The organism is Lacrimispora xylanolytica (assembly GCF_026723765.1).
In the GTDB taxonomy this organism is placed as follows: Bacteria; Bacillota; Clostridia; order Lachnospirales; family Lachnospiraceae; genus Lacrimispora; species Lacrimispora xylanolytica.
In genome coordinates this window covers 2,769,376-2,785,884 of sequence record NZ_CP113524.1, presented here as the reverse complement: position 1 = coordinate 2,785,884, position 16,509 = coordinate 2,769,376, and the positions used below count along the sequence as shown (strand labels likewise).

At 41.8% G+C, this 16,509-nt stretch carries 18 protein-coding genes; 10 read left to right on the top strand and 8 right to left on the bottom strand.

Translation table 11 applies throughout. The features are described 5' to 3' along the window. Positions 1-89: 89 nt before the first annotated feature. From OW255_RS13110 to OW255_RS13095, 4 genes are all read right to left on the bottom strand, one after another. Positions 90-1,763: a S8 family peptidase gene (locus OW255_RS13110; protein ID WP_024835319.1), complete on the bottom strand. Its 1,674-nt coding sequence runs from the start codon at positions 1,761-1,763 to the stop codon at positions 90-92. 95 nt (positions 1,764-1,858) lie between these two features. Next, positions 1,859-2,557, bottom strand: coding sequence for a flavodoxin family protein (locus OW255_RS13105; protein ID WP_024835320.1), 699 nt, complete (start codon positions 2,555-2,557; stop codon positions 1,859-1,861). 124 nt (positions 2,558-2,681) lie between these two features. Further along, the gene (locus OW255_RS13100; RefSeq protein WP_024835321.1) at positions 2,682-3,428 is read right to left on the bottom strand and encodes an OB-fold protein; all 747 of its coding nucleotides are present in this window, start codon (positions 3,426-3,428) and stop codon (positions 2,682-2,684) included. A 336-nt stretch (positions 3,429-3,764) separates the two neighbouring features. Then, on the bottom strand, positions 3,765-4,712 hold the full coding sequence (locus OW255_RS13095; protein ID WP_024835322.1) for a 2-hydroxyacid dehydrogenase: 948 nt from the start codon (positions 4,710-4,712) through the stop codon (positions 3,765-3,767). Positions 4,713-4,931: 219 nt separating this feature from the next. Between OW255_RS13095 and OW255_RS13090 the strand changes: the two genes are divergently transcribed. Then, positions 4,932-6,167 (top strand): L-lactate MFS transporter, encoded by a 1,236-nt coding sequence (locus tag OW255_RS13090; RefSeq protein WP_024835323.1) that lies wholly within the window; start codon positions 4,932-4,934, stop codon positions 6,165-6,167. A 70-nt stretch (positions 6,168-6,237) separates the two neighbouring features. Here OW255_RS13090 and OW255_RS13085 read toward each other — a convergent pair whose 3' ends face one another. The 3 genes from OW255_RS13085 to OW255_RS13075 all read right to left on the bottom strand — a co-directional run bounded on the left by OW255_RS13085 (position 6,238) and on the right by OW255_RS13075 (position 9,276). Continuing rightward, positions 6,238-7,920 carry a flavin monoamine oxidase family protein gene (locus tag OW255_RS13085; RefSeq protein ID WP_268114314.1) on the bottom strand — a complete coding sequence of 561 codons (1,683 nt, stop codon included), beginning with the start codon at positions 7,918-7,920 and terminating at the stop codon, positions 6,238-6,240. A 143-nt stretch (positions 7,921-8,063) separates the two neighbouring features. Next, positions 8,064-9,071 carry an ABC transporter substrate-binding protein gene (locus OW255_RS13080; protein WP_024835325.1) on the bottom strand — a complete coding sequence of 336 codons (1,008 nt, stop codon included), beginning with the start codon at positions 9,069-9,071 and terminating at the stop codon, positions 8,064-8,066. A gap of 73 nt (positions 9,072-9,144) precedes the next feature. Then, positions 9,145-9,276 carry a hypothetical protein gene (locus OW255_RS13075; RefSeq protein ID WP_268114313.1) on the bottom strand — a complete coding sequence of 44 codons (132 nt, stop codon included), beginning with the start codon at positions 9,274-9,276 and terminating at the stop codon, positions 9,145-9,147. A gap of 151 nt (positions 9,277-9,427) precedes the next feature. Here OW255_RS13075 and OW255_RS13070 point away from each other — a divergent pair, with 151 nt between their 5' ends. Together OW255_RS13070 and OW255_RS13065 are read left to right on the top strand one after the other, a co-directional pair. Then, the gene (locus tag OW255_RS13070) at positions 9,428-10,237 is read left to right on the top strand and encodes a Cof-type HAD-IIB family hydrolase (protein WP_024835326.1); all 810 of its coding nucleotides are present in this window, start codon (positions 9,428-9,430) and stop codon (positions 10,235-10,237) included. 83 nt (positions 10,238-10,320) lie between these two features. Beyond that, positions 10,321-10,620, top strand: a complete 300-nt coding sequence (locus OW255_RS13065; protein WP_024835327.1) for a YerC/YecD family TrpR-related protein — start codon at positions 10,321-10,323, stop codon at positions 10,618-10,620. 42 nt (positions 10,621-10,662) lie between these two features. Here OW255_RS13065 and OW255_RS13060 read toward each other — a convergent pair whose 3' ends face one another. Next, positions 10,663-11,277, bottom strand: a complete 615-nt coding sequence (locus OW255_RS13060; protein ID WP_024835328.1) for a DUF1836 domain-containing protein — start codon at positions 11,275-11,277, stop codon at positions 10,663-10,665. A gap of 181 nt (positions 11,278-11,458) precedes the next feature. Between OW255_RS13060 and OW255_RS13055 the strand changes: the two genes are divergently transcribed. The 7 genes from OW255_RS13055 (at position 11,459) to sigF (ending at position 16,491) form a co-directional block, all read left to right on the top strand. Next, a complete protein-coding gene (locus OW255_RS13055; RefSeq protein WP_024835329.1) occupies positions 11,459-11,842 on the top strand; it encodes a RidA family protein in 384 nt (127 codons plus the stop codon). Positions 11,843-12,098: 256 nt separating this feature from the next. Continuing rightward, complete coding sequence (locus OW255_RS13050) at positions 12,099-13,430, top strand: bifunctional folylpolyglutamate synthase/dihydrofolate synthase (RefSeq protein ID WP_035317559.1); 1,332 nt, start codon at positions 12,099-12,101, stop codon at positions 13,428-13,430. Beyond that, positions 13,417-13,557, top strand: coding sequence for a hypothetical protein (locus OW255_RS13045; RefSeq protein WP_166429785.1), 141 nt, complete (start codon positions 13,417-13,419; stop codon positions 13,555-13,557). The genes OW255_RS13050 and OW255_RS13045 overlap by 14 nt, the downstream gene beginning before the upstream one ends. A gap of 11 nt (positions 13,558-13,568) precedes the next feature. Further along, positions 13,569-14,885: a tetratricopeptide repeat protein gene (locus OW255_RS13040; RefSeq protein WP_268114312.1), complete on the top strand. Its 1,317-nt coding sequence runs from the start codon at positions 13,569-13,571 to the stop codon at positions 14,883-14,885. Positions 14,886-14,985: 100 nt separating this feature from the next. Further along, complete coding sequence (locus OW255_RS13035; protein ID WP_024835332.1) at positions 14,986-15,327, top strand: STAS domain-containing protein; 342 nt, start codon at positions 14,986-14,988, stop codon at positions 15,325-15,327. A gap of 10 nt (positions 15,328-15,337) precedes the next feature. Continuing rightward, a complete protein-coding gene (gene spoIIAB / locus OW255_RS13030) occupies positions 15,338-15,772 on the top strand; it encodes an anti-sigma F factor (RefSeq protein WP_024835333.1) in 435 nt (144 codons plus the stop codon). A 5-nt stretch (positions 15,773-15,777) separates the two neighbouring features. Next, a complete protein-coding gene (gene sigF / locus OW255_RS13025) occupies positions 15,778-16,491 on the top strand; it encodes an RNA polymerase sporulation sigma factor SigF (protein ID WP_024835334.1) in 714 nt (237 codons plus the stop codon). The last annotated feature ends 18 nt before the right edge of the window (positions 16,492-16,509 follow it).

Here is a 16,509-nt window from a genome sequence, read left to right as displayed (position 1 = left end):
TCCAGCCTCCTGACTATCCTGATGATGCGTATACTATATATTATGCGAGGCAATGCCCTTTATGAGCGGTCATCCTATGTGTAAATCTATCAGATATTTGTAAGACGCTCAAATAGACTGTTAACATCAAGCTTTCCATATCCCCATATGTTGTTAGGATAAATGAGAGATTCGTCACGTCTGGCACCTCTTATGATTAAGCGGTTTGCATCGTATCCACTCATTAGTGTATAATTTCCTCTTGTAATCCCCCATTCCATGAGCATAGCCATCGCACCTGCGGCATGAGCGGAGGCAGCGCCGGTTCCGGTGAGAGTCCCGTATTGGTTTCCAGGCAGTGCACAGGGAATCTGATAGCCTGGAGAAGCGATATCCGGTGCGACAAGACCGTTTCTGGTATACCCTCTGCTAGATTCTAGCAGTATACTTTCATCAAACTGGTTATAAGCGGTAACCGTCATCTGGCTGATACCATTTCCGGGAGAGGTAATGGTAGTATCAGGATTGGGATTCAGGAAAAAGGTATCATTGGAGATTAAATTTCCTGACGGCAGCCATACATGAAAGGACAGAGGGGAATTATCCAGGCTTTGAATGCGGATTCTCCAGACCCCGGGCAGAGCATCCTGGAAGCGTACCAGTATCAGCTGATCGCCGGTTTCTTCCTCAAATAGAAAATTATTGACCCATAGTTTACTGGGAGTAAATATAAAATCGAACATTCTGCAGTCACTGATGGCTGGGTAGACCTGTTGAGTAGATTCTCTGTTGGGAGAGGAAATATCAACCGATAACCGGCCCAATGCATAAGGCCAGATCTCCATGGAAAACAGCTTGTCATTCTCTCCAATTCTTAATTCAAAATCGTTATAAAAGGGGGCATTCGTGGTGCTGTTAAAATAATGCCTGCGGCTGCTCCCTTCATTGCCGGCGGATACGGATAGGCCGATTCCGGGTATTCTGGCAAGATAATTTACATAATTGCTTAAAGCACTGCTGCCATCGTGTGAGCCCATGCTGCTGCCAAGGGCAATGCAGATGACAATGGGTCTGCTGGCGGCGGAAGCGTAGCTTTCCAAGTACCTTAATGCCAGCATAATATCAGATTCCTGATAACAAAGCTTATCTTCTGGAACGAACATTATTTGTTTGGTCACTGGCTTTGCTTCTTTTAGCTTTACCACTACCATTTCCGATTCCGGTACAACTCCTGAAAATGCGTTCTCCTCATTGGGCCTTCCTGCAATGATACTTGCAATGGAAGTTCCATGTCCGTTGGTATCATTCGTCGGGACAATGGTTAAGGGATTTTCTGATCTTAAGGCCAGGTTAATGATATCCCGGTTGTACTCTGTTCCAAAGGTAAAGCCTTGGGGAGGACTGCCATCTTGCACTGTCTGATCCCAAATAGATAGTATCCTGGTAGTATTATCATTATATAAAAAGGCAGGATGGGGATAATCGATTCCCGTATCAACGATACCGATGATAACGCCTCTTCCAAAAAGATTAAGAAAAGGGTTACGTTGAACCGTTCCAATTCCCGATTTTTCAATGCTGATGGTAGAGGTAGGAGTGTATAAGGTAGGAAAGTTATGGTAAGGAAAGGAGCCAAGGATGCAGGGATTAAATTCTGCAACAGGAATATTAAGCAGAGAGTGTCTAAAATTAATCGTGGTAATGTTATCGCCCGAATCATACGTGGGAATCGAGACGTTATTGATAATAAGATCATAATAGTTATTATCTATAATTTTTTCCAAATTAGCCCCCCAGCCTGATTCGATAGAAGCATTTGTTCTATATTATGCAGACAGGAATTTAATATGAGCGACCGCCATGGTTTATCCATGTAATTTTATGGAGTTTTTATCCAGCCCTTCTTAGCCCAGTATTCATTATCAGCAGATAAAACAGTCTCTTTTCTGGCCGCCTGCTGATGCATCATCTTACAGATGGCAAAGAGTCCTCTGACCTTTAATCCCTGCCTTGGAGGAGCCTGGTTCTTAAACTTCTCAGCAAATTTCACTACTTTTCTTAGGATCTCCTTTTGCCGTTTCTCAGATAACTGGTTAAAGATAATACCTTCCATCAGTCCGATGCCCAAGGTCCGAATCTGAGAAACACCAAGCCACGTAAGACTGGTTTGAATGTCCCTTTGCGCCCCTTTTTGAATGGCACCTACCGCATTGGTAAGAATAGCAGCTCTTTTATGGAACATTCTCTCATCTGGTCTGTGCACCATCCAATGGACACATAAATGATCTAACAGAGCTTTCATCTGGGCTGTTGTTCTTAGAGCATAAACCGGGGAAGCGAAGACGAGCAGTTCCGAATCCAGCATGGAATTCCAGATGGGAACCACGTAATCTGCATGAGGACAGAGCGCTTCATACTTAAAAAAGCAGACTTTACAGCCGGAGCAGAAGTGAGGAAGATCCCTGGGCAGATAAAATTCGGTGATATCATGGCCTGGGCCCAATGCACCTAAGAAAGTTTCTTTGATCCGGTATGTGCAGCCTTTTTGCTCCGTACCGGTAACTACTGTAATTTTCATGGAATTCCTCCTTGCTTTGTGACTTAGTAGAAGTATACCACATTGTGTTTTAAATTTGCAAAGATGTAAAAAAAGCAGCCACTGTCTGCATAATCTATGCTCAGTGACTGCTGTTGTTATAAAGTTATTGAATTTTACAATCGATTAATATAGGATCAACAAAGTAGCCGTCGCTGACACCTACAACAGTAACGGTATCGTCTTTTTGTAAGTTTTTTACTTTTGCGATTTCTGCAGGGTCAGTAAATTCACATCTTACAAAATAAGCACTAAACTTGTCAGTACGGCTAAAATTGATAACGGCTATGTCTGAGCGGTCATTCTCCAAGTTATAGACGGTGGCTGTTATGCGCAAAGTTTTCCCCTTGTAAAGCAAGTCCGCTTTATCACTATCTGTGGAATAATCATTAATCATATCATTGGCTGAAACATCGTAAATATCACCAGCAGAAGTCGTAGGTTCAGACATTGCAGCTGCGGTTGTTGTCTCTTCTAAGGCTGCACGCGTAGTTTCTTCCGTCTTATACTCAAAAGATTCTGCAGTTGTTTCCTTCTCTGATTCAAGCGGTATCTCTTCAGTTGTTTCCATATTATACTTTGAATAGGCGGAGCTGGATGCCTTGCTTGTTGGTGCTTGTACCGCTAGAAGGACAGCCGCAACAATCCATACAATTGAATATAATGAGAAGAATGCTGTAAGTGCAATGCGTACGCCTACATGGAACTTTTTATATTTCCACATTAAAAACAGACCTACTGGGAGGCATAAACAAAATGTTGTTAGCAGAATAAACCATGTTGTCTGATAAAATGGCGTTTTTTCTGGTGCCTCTGGGGGCGTAATTTGGTTGTTTGTGTTTTGGGTATCCATACTCGTTTCCTCTTTTCTTGTATTTATTAAAAAAGCCTTTGGCTAAATTAATTAAAGTGAAACAGACTATATCTGTTACAAATCTGGTTACATTACCTGATTTTTCCAACTACGCCCCTTATAATACCATGAAAAATCAGTAAGTACAAGAAATAGAGGGTAATTCGTATAAATTCATAAAAATTTACTACATTCTAGATTTTAAATACAATAATTTCCTCAAGGATTTGCTACGCAGAACAAAAACACCGGAATTCCTTTTTCATTGGAGTTCCGGTGTTTTGGCTGTTTATTATATGGAAGTAACGGGGCTAAGTTTGAAGTTTTTTGTGCTTTCTATAAAACTATATTCGTCTGATTTCCGTCCATCCATTTAGCAATATTATCAAAAACAATCTTTGCCCTTGCTTCCATGGATTCCGCCGATGCAAATGCTACATGGGGAGTCACAATGGTGTTTTTGCTGTGAAGCAGTGGATGACTGGTATCCAGAGGAGGCTCTGATTCAAACACATCAATCCCTGCTCCAGCAAGATAACCGGAATTTAAGGCATCAGCCAGGGCCTGAGAATCTACTACAGGTCCACGTGCTGCATTGATTAAATAAGCGCCCTGTTTCATTTTCTCAATGGTTCCTCTGTTGATTAGATGGCGGGACTCTTCGTTTAGAGGGCAATGGAGGCTGACGATGTCAGAGTGGGAGAGCAGCTCATCGAATGAAACGAATTTTATAAAGGATGGCTCTTTTCCTGTCACATGGCGTTTAAAGCCTAATATCTTGCAGCCAAATACATTTAGAAGCTCAGCCGTTCTTGTACCAATTGCGCCCATGCCAATGATGCCAACGGTTTTCCCCATGATTTCACTTCCGACCAATCCTTCTTTTGTTTTTCCTTCCCGGCAGCGGGCTTCCACCTGAGGAACATTTCTAAGAAGAGAAAGCATCATACATACTGACAGCTCTGCAACAGCTTCTGTGGAGTATCCAGCCGCATTGCTCACCTTGATTCCCTTTTTTTCAGCCGTTTCTAAATCTACGTGATCTACACCCGTAAAGGCTACATCTATGAATTTAAGCTGTTTGCAGGAAGAAATCACCTCTTTGGAGAGAGGCATATTAGCAATCATAATCACATCAGCATCTTTGGCACGTTCTATCTGAACCTGTGGATTTGTATCTTTTTCATAGGCAGTAAAACTGTGTCCGGCCTCCATCAGCGGTCTTGCACATTCCATTAACAGGTTGTTTGGAATCCCAAGTGATTCCAGCAGTACGATATTCATAAGCGTTACTCCGATCATATGATAAATTTCGGGACCTAAGATAATCAGGCCCTGCTTGTTAAATTATACCACTGTGAAATGAATTAAAAAAGAGGAGATAGACAAATCCTGGTAATTTGGTACCCATGAATATAAATTGCCAGGCATGTATACATTTACATATGGAACAATATATGTTATAAATATTGTTATAAAAATAACAATATGGGAGGGTATTAAATGAACTTCACGAAAAAACGTTGGATTATTTTAGTTGCAAGTTGTTTTATCAATTTATGCATCGGTTCCTTGTATGCGTGGAGCGTATTAGCAGGTCCAATGGCGGAGTACTTAAGTCAGTTAAATGGGGTAAAGCTGACAGCTAGAGATTTGTCTATTGTATTTGTAATTGCCAATGCGGTAGGTCCTATCACTATGATTGGTGGAGGTAAGATTAATGATACTTTAGGGCCCAAGCTTGTTGTTTTAATTGGTGGGCTCATGTTTGGCGGTGGAATGTTTCTTTCTGGATTTGCAAATAGTGTAGGGTTCCTGATTTTTTCATACTCATTACTGCTTGGTCTTGGACTTGGAATGGTATACGGCGCAACCATCAGCACCTCTATTAAATTCTTTCCAGACAAAAGGGGTCTTGTAGGAGGACTTACAACAGCAACCTTTGGAATCAGCTCGGTGATTATTCCACCAATCGCAGCAGCGATTATGAGTGCGACTGGTCCAACCACCGCTTTTAAGATTATCGGTGTGGTATTTGCTGTGATTGTATGCGGCAGTGCATTCTTTATTGAAAAATGCCCGGCTGATTTTATACCCGATGGCTGGACACCGCCAGCTCTTAAAGGAAATGCAAAAGCTCCTGTTAACATGGATTGGAAAGGTATGCTTAAGACTCCAATTTTTTACGTTATGATTATATTATTAACATGTGGTGCTTTTGCCGCTTTGATGTTTATACCATTGGCATCACCTATTGCGCAGAAGATGATCGGTATGTCAGCAGCAGCTGCAACCGCTGCAGTATCTGTACTGGCTTTATTTAATGTATTGGGCAGAGTTTTAGCTGGTACCATATCCGATAAGATTGGACGAATTAATACCTTAAGATTAGCTTGTATATTCTCTATCATTGCCCTTATTCTCATGTATATATCCGGAGAAGGATCCGTTGTAACCTTTTATATTGCAATCTGTCTCATCGGTATCTGCTTTGGTGCTTTTATGGGTGTGTTCCCAGGCTTTACTGCGGATCAGTTTGGTCCAAAGAACAACAGTGTGAACTATGGTATTATGTTTATTGGCTTTGCTTTTGCCGGTACGATTGGACCGATTATTTTAAACTACATCTACAATGCCAGCGGTTCCTACCAGAATGCATTTCTGTTTGCAATGTTATTCTCAGTTCTTGGATTGGTGCTGACGTTTGTTTACCGGGCATTACGTAAAAATACAAAATAAACTGGAAAACCCAGAATATCCAACTTATAAACAGGTGGATGTTCTGGGTTTTATATTTTTTAATAGCATATTAATAAGACTGACTGTGAAAAGCCTTCGCCAGCTGATTCCCTGCCTCCATACCTGTATACAGCGCCCCCTGCATCCAGCCATGTTTTGTGGACAGATGTTCTCCGGCAAAGAAAATCCTTTGATTAAATTCAGGCTTTAACATCTCATAAGAAAACAATTCTTTCTGACCTGGAAGTGCCTGTGCAAAAGCACCCCGGATAAAAGGTTCATTATCCCAAACCACTGTCTTATGGTCTTTTACAATGGAATCTAAGAATCCTCCTGGCAATCCATGAACTTCCTCTACGTTCTCTTTAATCAGTTCATATCGAAGAACTGGTTCCATATTTCCCACTCTTGTTGCATTTAGATGATAATTATAGGAAGCTGTCAGTACTCCCGGCTCATTTGGGGAGCAGGAGGAGACATCAGGACATAGAAGGTGATCTCCAGGATAGAAGATATATTGAATCGGCAGATCTGTCTGGGAAAATCCTCCCACCATCCGGCCATAATCGGTATCCTGTTCCCAAAATCGTTCTTTGCACAAAAAGGCAGTTTTTTGAGAATTGGTATAATTAAATTCTAATATGGCCTGCATTTTTGGATTGCTGAATCGAGGCTTAATATCCACTTCTCTCAATGTGGAGTAAGGAATCGCACATACTACGTAATCAAAAGCATCTTCGCTTCTGCTTAAATCCCGGACATTTCGATGCGCCAGGACAATTTGATTGCTGTTTTGCAGCTCATAAATACCTGTGACTGTCTGCCCCGGCCGGTAGGTGACCGTGCCTAGTTGTGAGACGGGGATATTTTCGTATTGTGTTAAATTGTCAGTAAAGAAGGACTTTACAAAGGCGTAGGGCAGGTTTACCATTCCGCCTTCTATGTTATAGGTGTTGCGGTAATCCAGGGTATATTCTTCGTGAACGTTTTCGGCGTAACTGATATCAAACAGAGCTCCGGTTCCTGGATCCACTCCTGAGATCAAGCTGATGGCTCCCTGGCTTAATCCCAGGTTTTCCAGAGTCTGCCGGACGGTATAGTTTGTAAACGTCAGATATTCCGGGGAATATTCCGGTAAAATCTGTATAAGCTGAGCCCGGATATCAGGCGGAAGCTGCATCATCATATATAAGAAGGCATAGTCAGTAAGCTCTGCCCAGGGAGTGTTTCTTTCCTGGGGAGTCAAATCGTATAAGGGATAAAGAATCTGTTCAATGGAATCAGTGGTCCTTAAACGGGTATTATGTACGTATAAAAAATTGTTGCGCCGCCTGACAGACAGAGGACGTGTATTTAGACCAAATAAATTAATATAGTGCCAGGTGGTCTCATGGGTAGCCGGTATTCTTTGTGCGCCGAATTCGTTATAATATTTACCATCTGCATCAAAATAATAAGTATAAACTCTTCCCCCGATTCGCCTGTCATTGGAATCCAGAATGGTAATATCGGCTCCCAGCTTGCGAAGCTCAAAGGCGGTGGATAAACCGGCAAGGCCACCTCCTATGACGCCTATTTTTACACCCTTCAATTCTCCTGGCTGTGCGTAATTTGTAATATCCGGAGGAGGACTCAGTAAGCGGGTAATGTATTCGTAATCTTCCGGCCGGCCAGCCGCTTCCAAAGAATTTTTAATCATGTCCTGTCGTTGTTCATTGGTTGGATTCAATACCTGATTTAATGGAATATCCATAGATTATACCTCATAATATCACTATAATTGCAATGTATTGGAATTTTTCTCCTAATATAACAAACAGGAGTACTTTTTCGATTGGCGATAGGGAACACTTAGGGGACATTTGCTTTTGGCAATGTCCCCTTAATTATTTTTGCTTATTTTGCTGCTTTCTCAGAAAACTCAGTGGTAACTAAGTCCTCATAGGGAACCCGTGCCTTCAGCTGACCAGCTTCTTCTAAGATATTTTCCAGAAGCTCAAAACTGTCTTTTTCAAACACAGTATCCTTTTTCCAGGAATCCTGTGCTTTATAGCGTTCTACTATGACAGCAATGGTCTTAACATCGGTTTCCTTGAACTGAGGCTGAATTACCTTTGCAATTTCATCAGAGGAATGAGTATTTACAAATTCCATTCCCTTTTGAATGGCATTGGTAAATTTCTGTACAGTCTCAGGATGCTTCTTTATATAGCTTTTCTTTGCGCTGTAGGCGGTATAAGGAACGTATCCGGAATCAACGCCAAGGGAAGCAACGACATAGCCACTTCCTTCCTTTTCAAGGCCAGTGGCAAATGGTTCAAATTCAACGGTATAATCGGCATCGTTGCTTGTAAAAGCAGCGGCGGTCAGACCAAACTGAATGCTCTGGTCAATGGAAAGATCTGTGGCTGGATCCATGCCGTTTTTCTTTAATATATACTCAAATACCATCTGAGGCATTCCCCCGGCCCTTCCTCCAAGTACTTTTTTGCCTTTTAAGTCCGCCCATTTAAAATCAGGCTGGCTGCTTCTTCCGACAAGGAAGTTTCCTGCACGCTGAGTCAGCTGGGCAAAGTTCACAGCGTAATCATCAGCACCGTTGGCATAAGTATAAATGCTGGATTCCGATCCCATAAATCCAATATCAGCGTCTCCAGAAATCAGGGCGGTCATGACCTTATCTGCACCTGCTCCGTTCACAAGGGTCAAATCAATGCCCTCGTCTTTAAAATATCCAAGCTCAATGGCTGCATATTGAGGTGCATAGAAGATGGAATGGGCGACTTCATTTAAGGTTACCGGAGTTAAATCGGATGACGTTCCTTTGGAACCGCAGCCTGCCAGGCTTACGATGGCAGCTCCGGTGAACATGGCGGTCAGAAAAAAGTGTAGAACCTTTCTCATACAATCCTCCTTAGGGAATCTAATACTACATAGTATTAAAAAGGTCTGAAATGGTACCTTGTCTTATAAAAAATTATAAGTTTACATTCTCACAGGAAATTTGAGAGAAAAGAGGACGAATCTGCTTTCTGTAGGAGTGCCTGCAGCTTGTTAAGGCAGCGGCAACCATGAAAGCAGCCAGGATATAAACAATAAGCCGATTCACATGGATCCCCCTTTTTCTTCGTTCTGGTACCATTGTATGAAGGCGATTTTGCCTATGTTCCCTTAATTATTAAATTTATAAAATACATTGGAATAAGAAGACAAATTGTGGTATACTGCTATGGTAAATTAACAAAAGCAGGAGAAATACAATGGACTATCGGATGATCGTGCTGGATTTGGATGGGACTCTTACCAATCGGAACAAAGAGATTACACCCAGGACCAAAGAGGCACTTTTTGAATTAAAACGACAGGGCGGTATTATTGTTCTGGCCTCCGGGCGCCCCACCTATGGCATCATGCCTCTTGCCAGAGAGCTTGAGCTTCATGAGACAGGTGGATATGTCTTATCCTTTAATGGTGGCCGGATCATTGATGTAAAAACAGGTGAAACAGTTTTTGCAAAAGAACTGCCTGTAGAATCAAATGAGAAGATTATAAAACTTTCCAAAGACCATGGGGTGAATGTTCTTACCTATGAAGATGATGTTATCATTACTCCCAATGCTTCTGATGAATACGTTCAAAAGGAGGCCTTCATTAATAAGCTGAAGGTAAAAGAAGTCCAGGATATGGAAAATTATGCCAACTTTCCGGTGGTTAAGTTCATGATGCTGGAAGAGGGAGAGATTCTCCAGATGGTGGAGCCAAAGGTAAAGGCATTTTTAGGCCGTGATTACAGCGTTTACCGTTCTGAACCATTTTTTCTGGAGATACTGCCTAAAGGAATCGATAAGGCAGCAAGCCTAGAAAGGTTGTTATCCCGCCTTTCCATGAGTAAGGATGAGATGATTGCCTGCGGAGATGGGTATAATGATTTGTCCATGATTGAATATGCCGGACTTGGGGTAGCCATGGATAATGCAGTTCTTCCCGTAAAGAAAGCAGCTGATTATGTGACTTACTCAAATAATGACGATGGAATTGCTCATGTGATAGAAAAATTTATGCTATCCTGACAGTCCAGGGGTGGATTTTAAAACTTTAATATGTTAAAATGTACCTAAGAGTAAAAGTTAAAAAAAGGGGATTGAATAATACTATGAATAAAAAAATTAAGACAGATGCGGTGGACCATCTGTTTGAGGCCATACTATCCTTAAAGACACCAGAAGAGTGTTATATTTTCTTTGAAGATGTCTGTACGGTGAATGAGCTTTTAAGCTTATCCCAGAGATATGAAGTGGCTAAAATGCTGAGAGAGGGCCGTACTTATCTGGAGATTGCAGAAAAGACAGGTGCTTCTACTGCAACCATAAGCCGTGTCAACCGGTCATTAAACTACGGAAATGACGGATATGACATGGTCTTTAAACGTTTAGAGGAAAGAAGACAGGATTAAAAAACAGGGGACAAGCCTAATCTGGCTGTCCCCTGTTATGTTTTATTTTTTCTTCTTTAAAGAATCCGTATCGGATAAACCGTCAATAAGCTTTTCAATGACCTGCTTTTTTAGATATACATCAAAGGAGAGCCCGCAGATCCAGGAGAATAGCTGAAGATATTCCTGATCCTCAGGGTCTAAGTTCTTATCTGAAAATGCAGTCTTTGATTTTTCGAATTTATCCATAATATCTTCTTTAATACGGCTAAGCTCAGATTCTTCCTGAGAAAAGATCTCCTTGTAGATTTCTTCCAAAGGCAGATCTTCGGGTGTATTAAAATGCTTATCCGTAATTGGTTTAAAAAGCTGTTCAATATCATGGAAGGAAAGAAGATTCTTAAAATAATAGATAAATATCAGTAAAAGAATGTGCTCTCTCGTATATTTCTTCTTATTAGGAGCCGGGAGAAGATTGTTCTTTGCATAGTTGTTGATCATGGTCTTTGTAAGAACCTTATCATTAGGATAGCGTTTGGTATCTTTTAAATGCTCATCCATGAATGTCGTGACCTGATCCATATATAAATCAATGTTAGGGATAGTTTCCGGCTTTATATGCTGAAGAGATTTCAGATGCTCTAAAATATCCTGCATTCTTTCGTCGTTTGTTTTCATATGTTCCTCCGTTCTGTGTGCAGAATGCCACACATAAGGGATGATGCCCTTTGTCATATTATATAGTATTCAATACCAGATGACAAGAGGTAAAAGGTGATAAATAAGATATTCTTGACTTTTAAAGAATGTATGATAATCTAGAACTATTCATTTAGCTTAGGAGAGGAGATACACAATTATGAAAAAAGTACTTGCGACGGAAAAGGCTCCGGCAGCGATTGGACCATACTCTCAGGGAATGCGCTGCGGTGATATGGTATTTATTTCAGGACAGCTTCCCATTAATCCTGCGACTGGAGCATTTGCAGGTGAAGATATTGCTTCTCAGACAAGACAAGCTTTGACAAATATCAGAGCTATCCTGGAAAGTGATGGTCTTACCATGGCTAATATCGTAAAAACAACAGTATTATTAAAAAACATCAGTGATTTTAGTGCTATGAATGAGGTGTATGCTGAATTTTTCGAAGGTGCATATCCTGCCAGAGCTGCGTTTGAGGTAGCTGCTCTTCCAAAAGATTCACTGATTGAAATTGAAGCAGTTGCTTATTTGGGAGAATAAAAAGCCTGATAGAATCAAACATAACTGAAAGATGAAAGGGAGTACAGCAGGTAAGGATGCGGTGCTCCCCTTTTTAAATATTCCGCTTCCAAGAGTAAAATCGGGGCTGCTTGTAGAAATTAAGGGCTTTTTGCGAAAGAAATGGGTTGCATATTGACGGACTTATATTATAATAAATTGAGGAAGTTCGATAGATTCTATTACGAATCGAGGGGAAGTTTTTACCTTTAGGAAGAAAATTAGGATTAATTTAATAATGGAAGTTGGTACTCTTACGATGAATGTGAACGAAACAGCAGAAGAATACTTAGACCGGATTCCAATGTGGGCAAAAAAGAAGAATTCCCTTTTAGACATCCGCAGGTTCATAAACGAAATGGGAGATCCGGATGAGAACATGAGAATCTTTCACGTGGCTGGAACCAACGGAAAAGGTTCGGTCTGTGCATTTCTCCAGTCTGCTTTGCTAAGCTCAGGTTTTAAGGTGGGAACGTTTACATCTCCCCATCTGGTTGATATCAGAGAGCGTTTTTGTATCAATGGAGAGATGGTTCCGGAAGCTGCTTTTTCTAAAAGCTGTGAGCGGATCAAAGAGCTTTCTGAGGGGATGATGGAAAAGGGATTTTGCCATCCCACTTATTTTGAATTTCTTTTTTATATGGCTATGGATTTGTTCCGTGAGGCTGAAGTGGATTACGTTATCCTGGAGACAGGTATGGGAGGGAGACTTGATACGACCAACGTCGTAAGGAACCCCATTGTTTCGGTAGTTACCTCTATTAGTCTGGACCATACAGAATATTTAGGAGATACCATAGAAAAGATAGCCGGAGAAAAAGCTGGAATTATAAAAAAAGGTGTACCGGTCGTTTTCGACGATAATGATACAAAGGCATCGTTCGTGATCCGAAACAGGGCAAAAGAGCTGGGGGTATCCTTCTATCCGGTGGACAAGCAGGGATACCGGATTATAGAGCAAAGGGATGAGGGATATGGTGTCAGACTTTCAGACATCAATGGAGATTACCATGAATTATTCATTCCTTCCCACGCAGAGTATCAGGTGATGAATGCCCTTCTTTCCTTCCGTGCTTTATTAGCAGCCGGGATAGGAGACATAAAAGGAATCAAAGAAGGCTTCTCCAATATGCGGTGGCCGGCCAGAATGGAAGAAGTCATGCCAGGGGTGTTTTTAGACGGAGCCCATAATCCGGCTGGGATTGAAGCGTTTATAGAAGCAGCAGTAAGCCTGTGCCAAACAAGGCAAAAGAAAGCAGATCTTCTGTTTTCCGCAGTTGCTGATAAGGCTCACGGTCTTATGATAAAAAAAATTGCAGAATCGCTGCCAATAAACAAGGTGGCAGTGGCGCATATGGATTCAGAAAGAGGACTTGATACAGATATTCTGCTCAATGAGTTTCAGGAGGTCTGTAAAAGAGAGGTAAAGGGATATTCTTCTGTGGAAGAAGCTCTGAAAGCTCTGCTTCATGAAAAGGATGAAGACTGCCTGGTTTTCTGTGTAGGATCCCTCTATCTGATGGGTGAGATAAAAGCGGTTTTAAGGAGGAACAACTATGATAGATTTTGAAGCTGAAATGAATGAATACAGGCCAAGCCTTGAGGTAGATGCAGTGGAAGATGCCATTGTGAAAAGTGATCTTACAGATATGAATGATATCATGATGGGTCTTATAAAAGAAGTCAGCAAGGAATAGGCGGTTAAAATATGGATTATGAAAGAAAAACCCGTGTGATTGCAAACAGCTATTACAACATGGGACTGGAACGAGCAAGGCTGCGGGATTTGACCGGAGCAGCAGAATGTCTGAAAAAAAGCCTGCATTTCAATAAGTATATGACAGATGCCAGGAACCTTCTGGGACTCATTTATTATGAGGTCGGAGAGGTGGGCGATGCTCTTGTACAGTGGGTAATCAGTATGAACCTACAGCCCGAAGACAACCGGGCAGATTATTATCTGGGAGAGATACAGCGAAAAAAAGGAACCATGGATAATGAGCGCCGCACGGTGCGAAGGTTTAACCAGGCATTGGTCTATGCGCAAAATGGCAGCGAAGATCTGGCGATTTTACAGCTTAACAAGGTTGTGGAAGGAAAGCCAGGCTATATAAAAGCTCAGCTGTTATTCGCTCTTTTAAGCATTGCAAGAGAAGATTACCATAAGGCATCAAAGGCCATCAATAAGGTCCTTCAGATGGACTGCAACAATCCGAAGGCCCTTTATTATAAGTCGCTGTTAAAGACCACTGGAGTGGCGGTAAAACCAGAACGAGAGCCGGAAAAGCGGAAGTTTAAAAATGCCGTATCCCACAGGCAGATGGAAGATGATGATGTAATCATTCCACCCAGCTACCGGGAGAATACCAAGGATCAGGCGGTATTAAATATTTTGGCAGGACTTGTCTTAGGAGCAGCGGTCATCTTTTTTCTGGTCATGCCGGCCCAGACAAAGTCAATCAACGAAAACCACAATAAGGAAATTTCAAAATACAGCGAGCAATTAAGTCAGGCCAATAAAAAGTCCGATAGCTTGAATGATCAGCTTGAGACTTTAAAAACAGAGAAACAGGCAGCAGAGGATTCCCTTGCCTCTCTGACCAACAATGCAGATAACATTCTTGCCCAGTATCAGGCAGTCATCGGCATTCTCAATGCTTACAAAAAGAATGATTTTCCAACCGCAGTTAAGCTGTATGCCGGTTTGGATCCGACTCTGATAACGGCAGAAGGGGTACAGGCTGTGATAGGGGAAATCAGAAAAGATATGGCAGAAAATGGCGTTACCATCCTGGAAGGCCTTGGAGACAAATCCATGGTAGCAGGAGATAGCCCTACTGCTCTTGTCTACTACTCAAAGTGCTTTGAGCTAAAGCCAGCAAGCTGGCAGGCTAAATATAAGGCAGCAGTTATCTACAAAGGAATGGGACAAAAGGATCAGGCCAATGGACTGTTCTCCGATGTTATCAATAACAGCAAGGACCCAGAATTAACAACTAAGGCAAAAACCGAACGCGGTTTTTAAGATGCAGTATTAAAGAAAGACACTACAGAAGAAAACACTTTTTTTGTAGTGTCTTTTTTTTCTATTACGGGCAGAAAATTAGGAATGGAGGAGATTGCATATGAATCAACCGCACTTTACATATGAGGCAGAAGGTCATACCCTGATCGTACATCTGCCGGAGGAGCTGGATCATCATAACTGCTCAGGGCTTAAATATGAAACCGATTTAATCCTGTCTGAGAACTATATCAAACGCATCTTGTTTGACTTCTCAAAAACCAGATTTATGGATTCTTCGGGTTTAGGAATTTTGCTGAATCGTTATAAACAAATGGCTTTAAGCGGGGGAACCGTTGCGATCTATGGTGCAGGAGCCCAGGCTCTCCGCATTCTTAAAATGGGAGGCATTTTAAAATTAATGAAACTATATGACTCAAAAGAAGCTGCAGTCACAGGTTGAGGAGGAACATATGTCTGAACAGAATAAACCAGAAATTCTAAAAATGGAATTAGAAGCCTTATCGAAAAATGAGGAGTTTGCCAGAGTCGCAGTTGTAGTCTTTATGGCAAGACTCAATCCGACTCTGGAAGAGGTGGATGATGTGAAAACAGCCGTGTCGGAGGCAGTTACCAATGCAGTCATTCATGGATATCGGGGAGAAGGAGGAATCATCTACCTGGAGGTAGCGGTTATTGATCAGGAAATCTCTATCACTATCCGGGACACAGGGGTAGGGATACCAGATATTAAGCAGGCAATGGAGCCGATGTATACCACGGATCCGGATGGAGAACGCTCAGGAATGGGATTTTCCTTCATGGAAGCATTTATGGATCAGGTGGAGGTACTATCGGCGCCAGGAGAAGGAACTGCCGTGACCATGAAAAAGAAGATCAGCGGGTGAGCCTTATGGATGAGACCATGAGATTGATAGAAATGGCTCACGAAGGAGATAAAGCGGCAAGAGATCAGCTTGTAACCGACAATTTCGGCTTGATCTGGAGTATTGTGCGCAGATTTACGGGGCGCGGCTACGAACCAGAGGATTTATTTCAAATTGGATCTATCGGACTGATGAAAGCAATTGATAAGTTCGATTTATCCTATGATGTAAAATTCTCTACGTACGCAGTGCCTATGATAACAGGTGAAATCAAACGTTTTTTAAGAGACGATGGAATCATAAAGGTCAGCCGTTCCATCAAGGAAACGGCTCTTAAGGTAAAGCGCGTCCGGGAAGAACTCATATTTCGTTTTGGAAGAGAACCTACGGTGGAGGAGATCGCCGGAGAAATCGGGGCCAGTAAAGAAGAAGTTGCGGCCTCCATTGAAGCAGGAGCAGAGGTAGAGTCTCTATACCGTTCTGTCAATAAAAATGATGAAAACAGCATTTTGCTCATTGATAAGATCGAAGAGGAAAGCTCAGCCCAGGAAGAACTTTTAAATCGCATGGTGCTTCGGGATCTGCTTTCTCAGCTTTCGGATAAAGACAGAGAGATCATCATCAGACGCTATTATTACAATGAAACACAAAGTCAAATCGCGACAAAACTTGGCATTTCCCAGGTTCAGGTTTCAAGACTGGAAAAAAAGATTTTAAAGCAAATGCGAGAAAAATTATAGAATAAAAAAAATCCTACG

What these genes read in the sequence shown, in the direction of transcription:
- OW255_RS13045 (WP_166429785.1), top strand. Translation starts at nt 13,417, where the DNA reads ATGATAGATTTTGAAGCTGAAATGAATGAATACAGGCCAAGCCTTGAG.
- OW255_RS13055 (WP_024835329.1), top strand. Translation starts at nt 11,459, where the DNA reads ATGAAAAAAGTACTTGCGACGGAAAAGGCTCCGGCAGCGATTGGACCA.
- sigF (WP_024835334.1), top strand. Translation starts at nt 15,778, where the DNA reads ATGGATGAGACCATGAGATTGATAGAAATGGCTCACGAAGGAGATAAA.
- OW255_RS13085 (WP_268114314.1), bottom strand. Translation starts at nt 7,920, where the DNA reads ATGGATATTCCATTAAATCAGGTATTGAATCCAACCAATGAACAACGA.
- OW255_RS13100 (WP_024835321.1), bottom strand. Translation starts at nt 3,428, where the DNA reads ATGGATACCCAAAACACAAACAACCAAATTACGCCCCCAGAGGCACCA.
- OW255_RS13080 (WP_024835325.1), bottom strand. Translation starts at nt 9,071, where the DNA reads ATGAGAAAGGTTCTACACTTTTTTCTGACCGCCATGTTCACCGGAGCT.
- OW255_RS13035 (WP_024835332.1), top strand. Translation starts at nt 14,986, where the DNA reads ATGAATCAACCGCACTTTACATATGAGGCAGAAGGTCATACCCTGATC.
- OW255_RS13050 (WP_035317559.1), top strand. Translation starts at nt 12,099, where the DNA reads ATGGAAGTTGGTACTCTTACGATGAATGTGAACGAAACAGCAGAAGAA.
- OW255_RS13040 (WP_268114312.1), top strand. Translation starts at nt 13,569, where the DNA reads ATGGATTATGAAAGAAAAACCCGTGTGATTGCAAACAGCTATTACAAC.
- OW255_RS13095 (WP_024835322.1), bottom strand. Translation starts at nt 4,712, where the DNA reads ATGAATATCGTACTGCTGGAATCACTTGGGATTCCAAACAACCTGTTA.
- OW255_RS13065 (WP_024835327.1), top strand. Translation starts at nt 10,321, where the DNA reads ATGAATAAAAAAATTAAGACAGATGCGGTGGACCATCTGTTTGAGGCC.
- OW255_RS13105 (WP_024835320.1), bottom strand. Translation starts at nt 2,557, where the DNA reads ATGAAAATTACAGTAGTTACCGGTACGGAGCAAAAAGGCTGCACATAC.
- OW255_RS13060 (WP_024835328.1), bottom strand. Translation starts at nt 11,277, where the DNA reads ATGAAAACAAACGACGAAAGAATGCAGGATATTTTAGAGCATCTGAAA.
- OW255_RS13090 (WP_024835323.1), top strand. Translation starts at nt 4,932, where the DNA reads ATGAACTTCACGAAAAAACGTTGGATTATTTTAGTTGCAAGTTGTTTT.
- OW255_RS13070 (WP_024835326.1), top strand. Translation starts at nt 9,428, where the DNA reads ATGGACTATCGGATGATCGTGCTGGATTTGGATGGGACTCTTACCAAT.
- spoIIAB (WP_024835333.1), top strand. Translation starts at nt 15,338, where the DNA reads ATGTCTGAACAGAATAAACCAGAAATTCTAAAAATGGAATTAGAAGCC.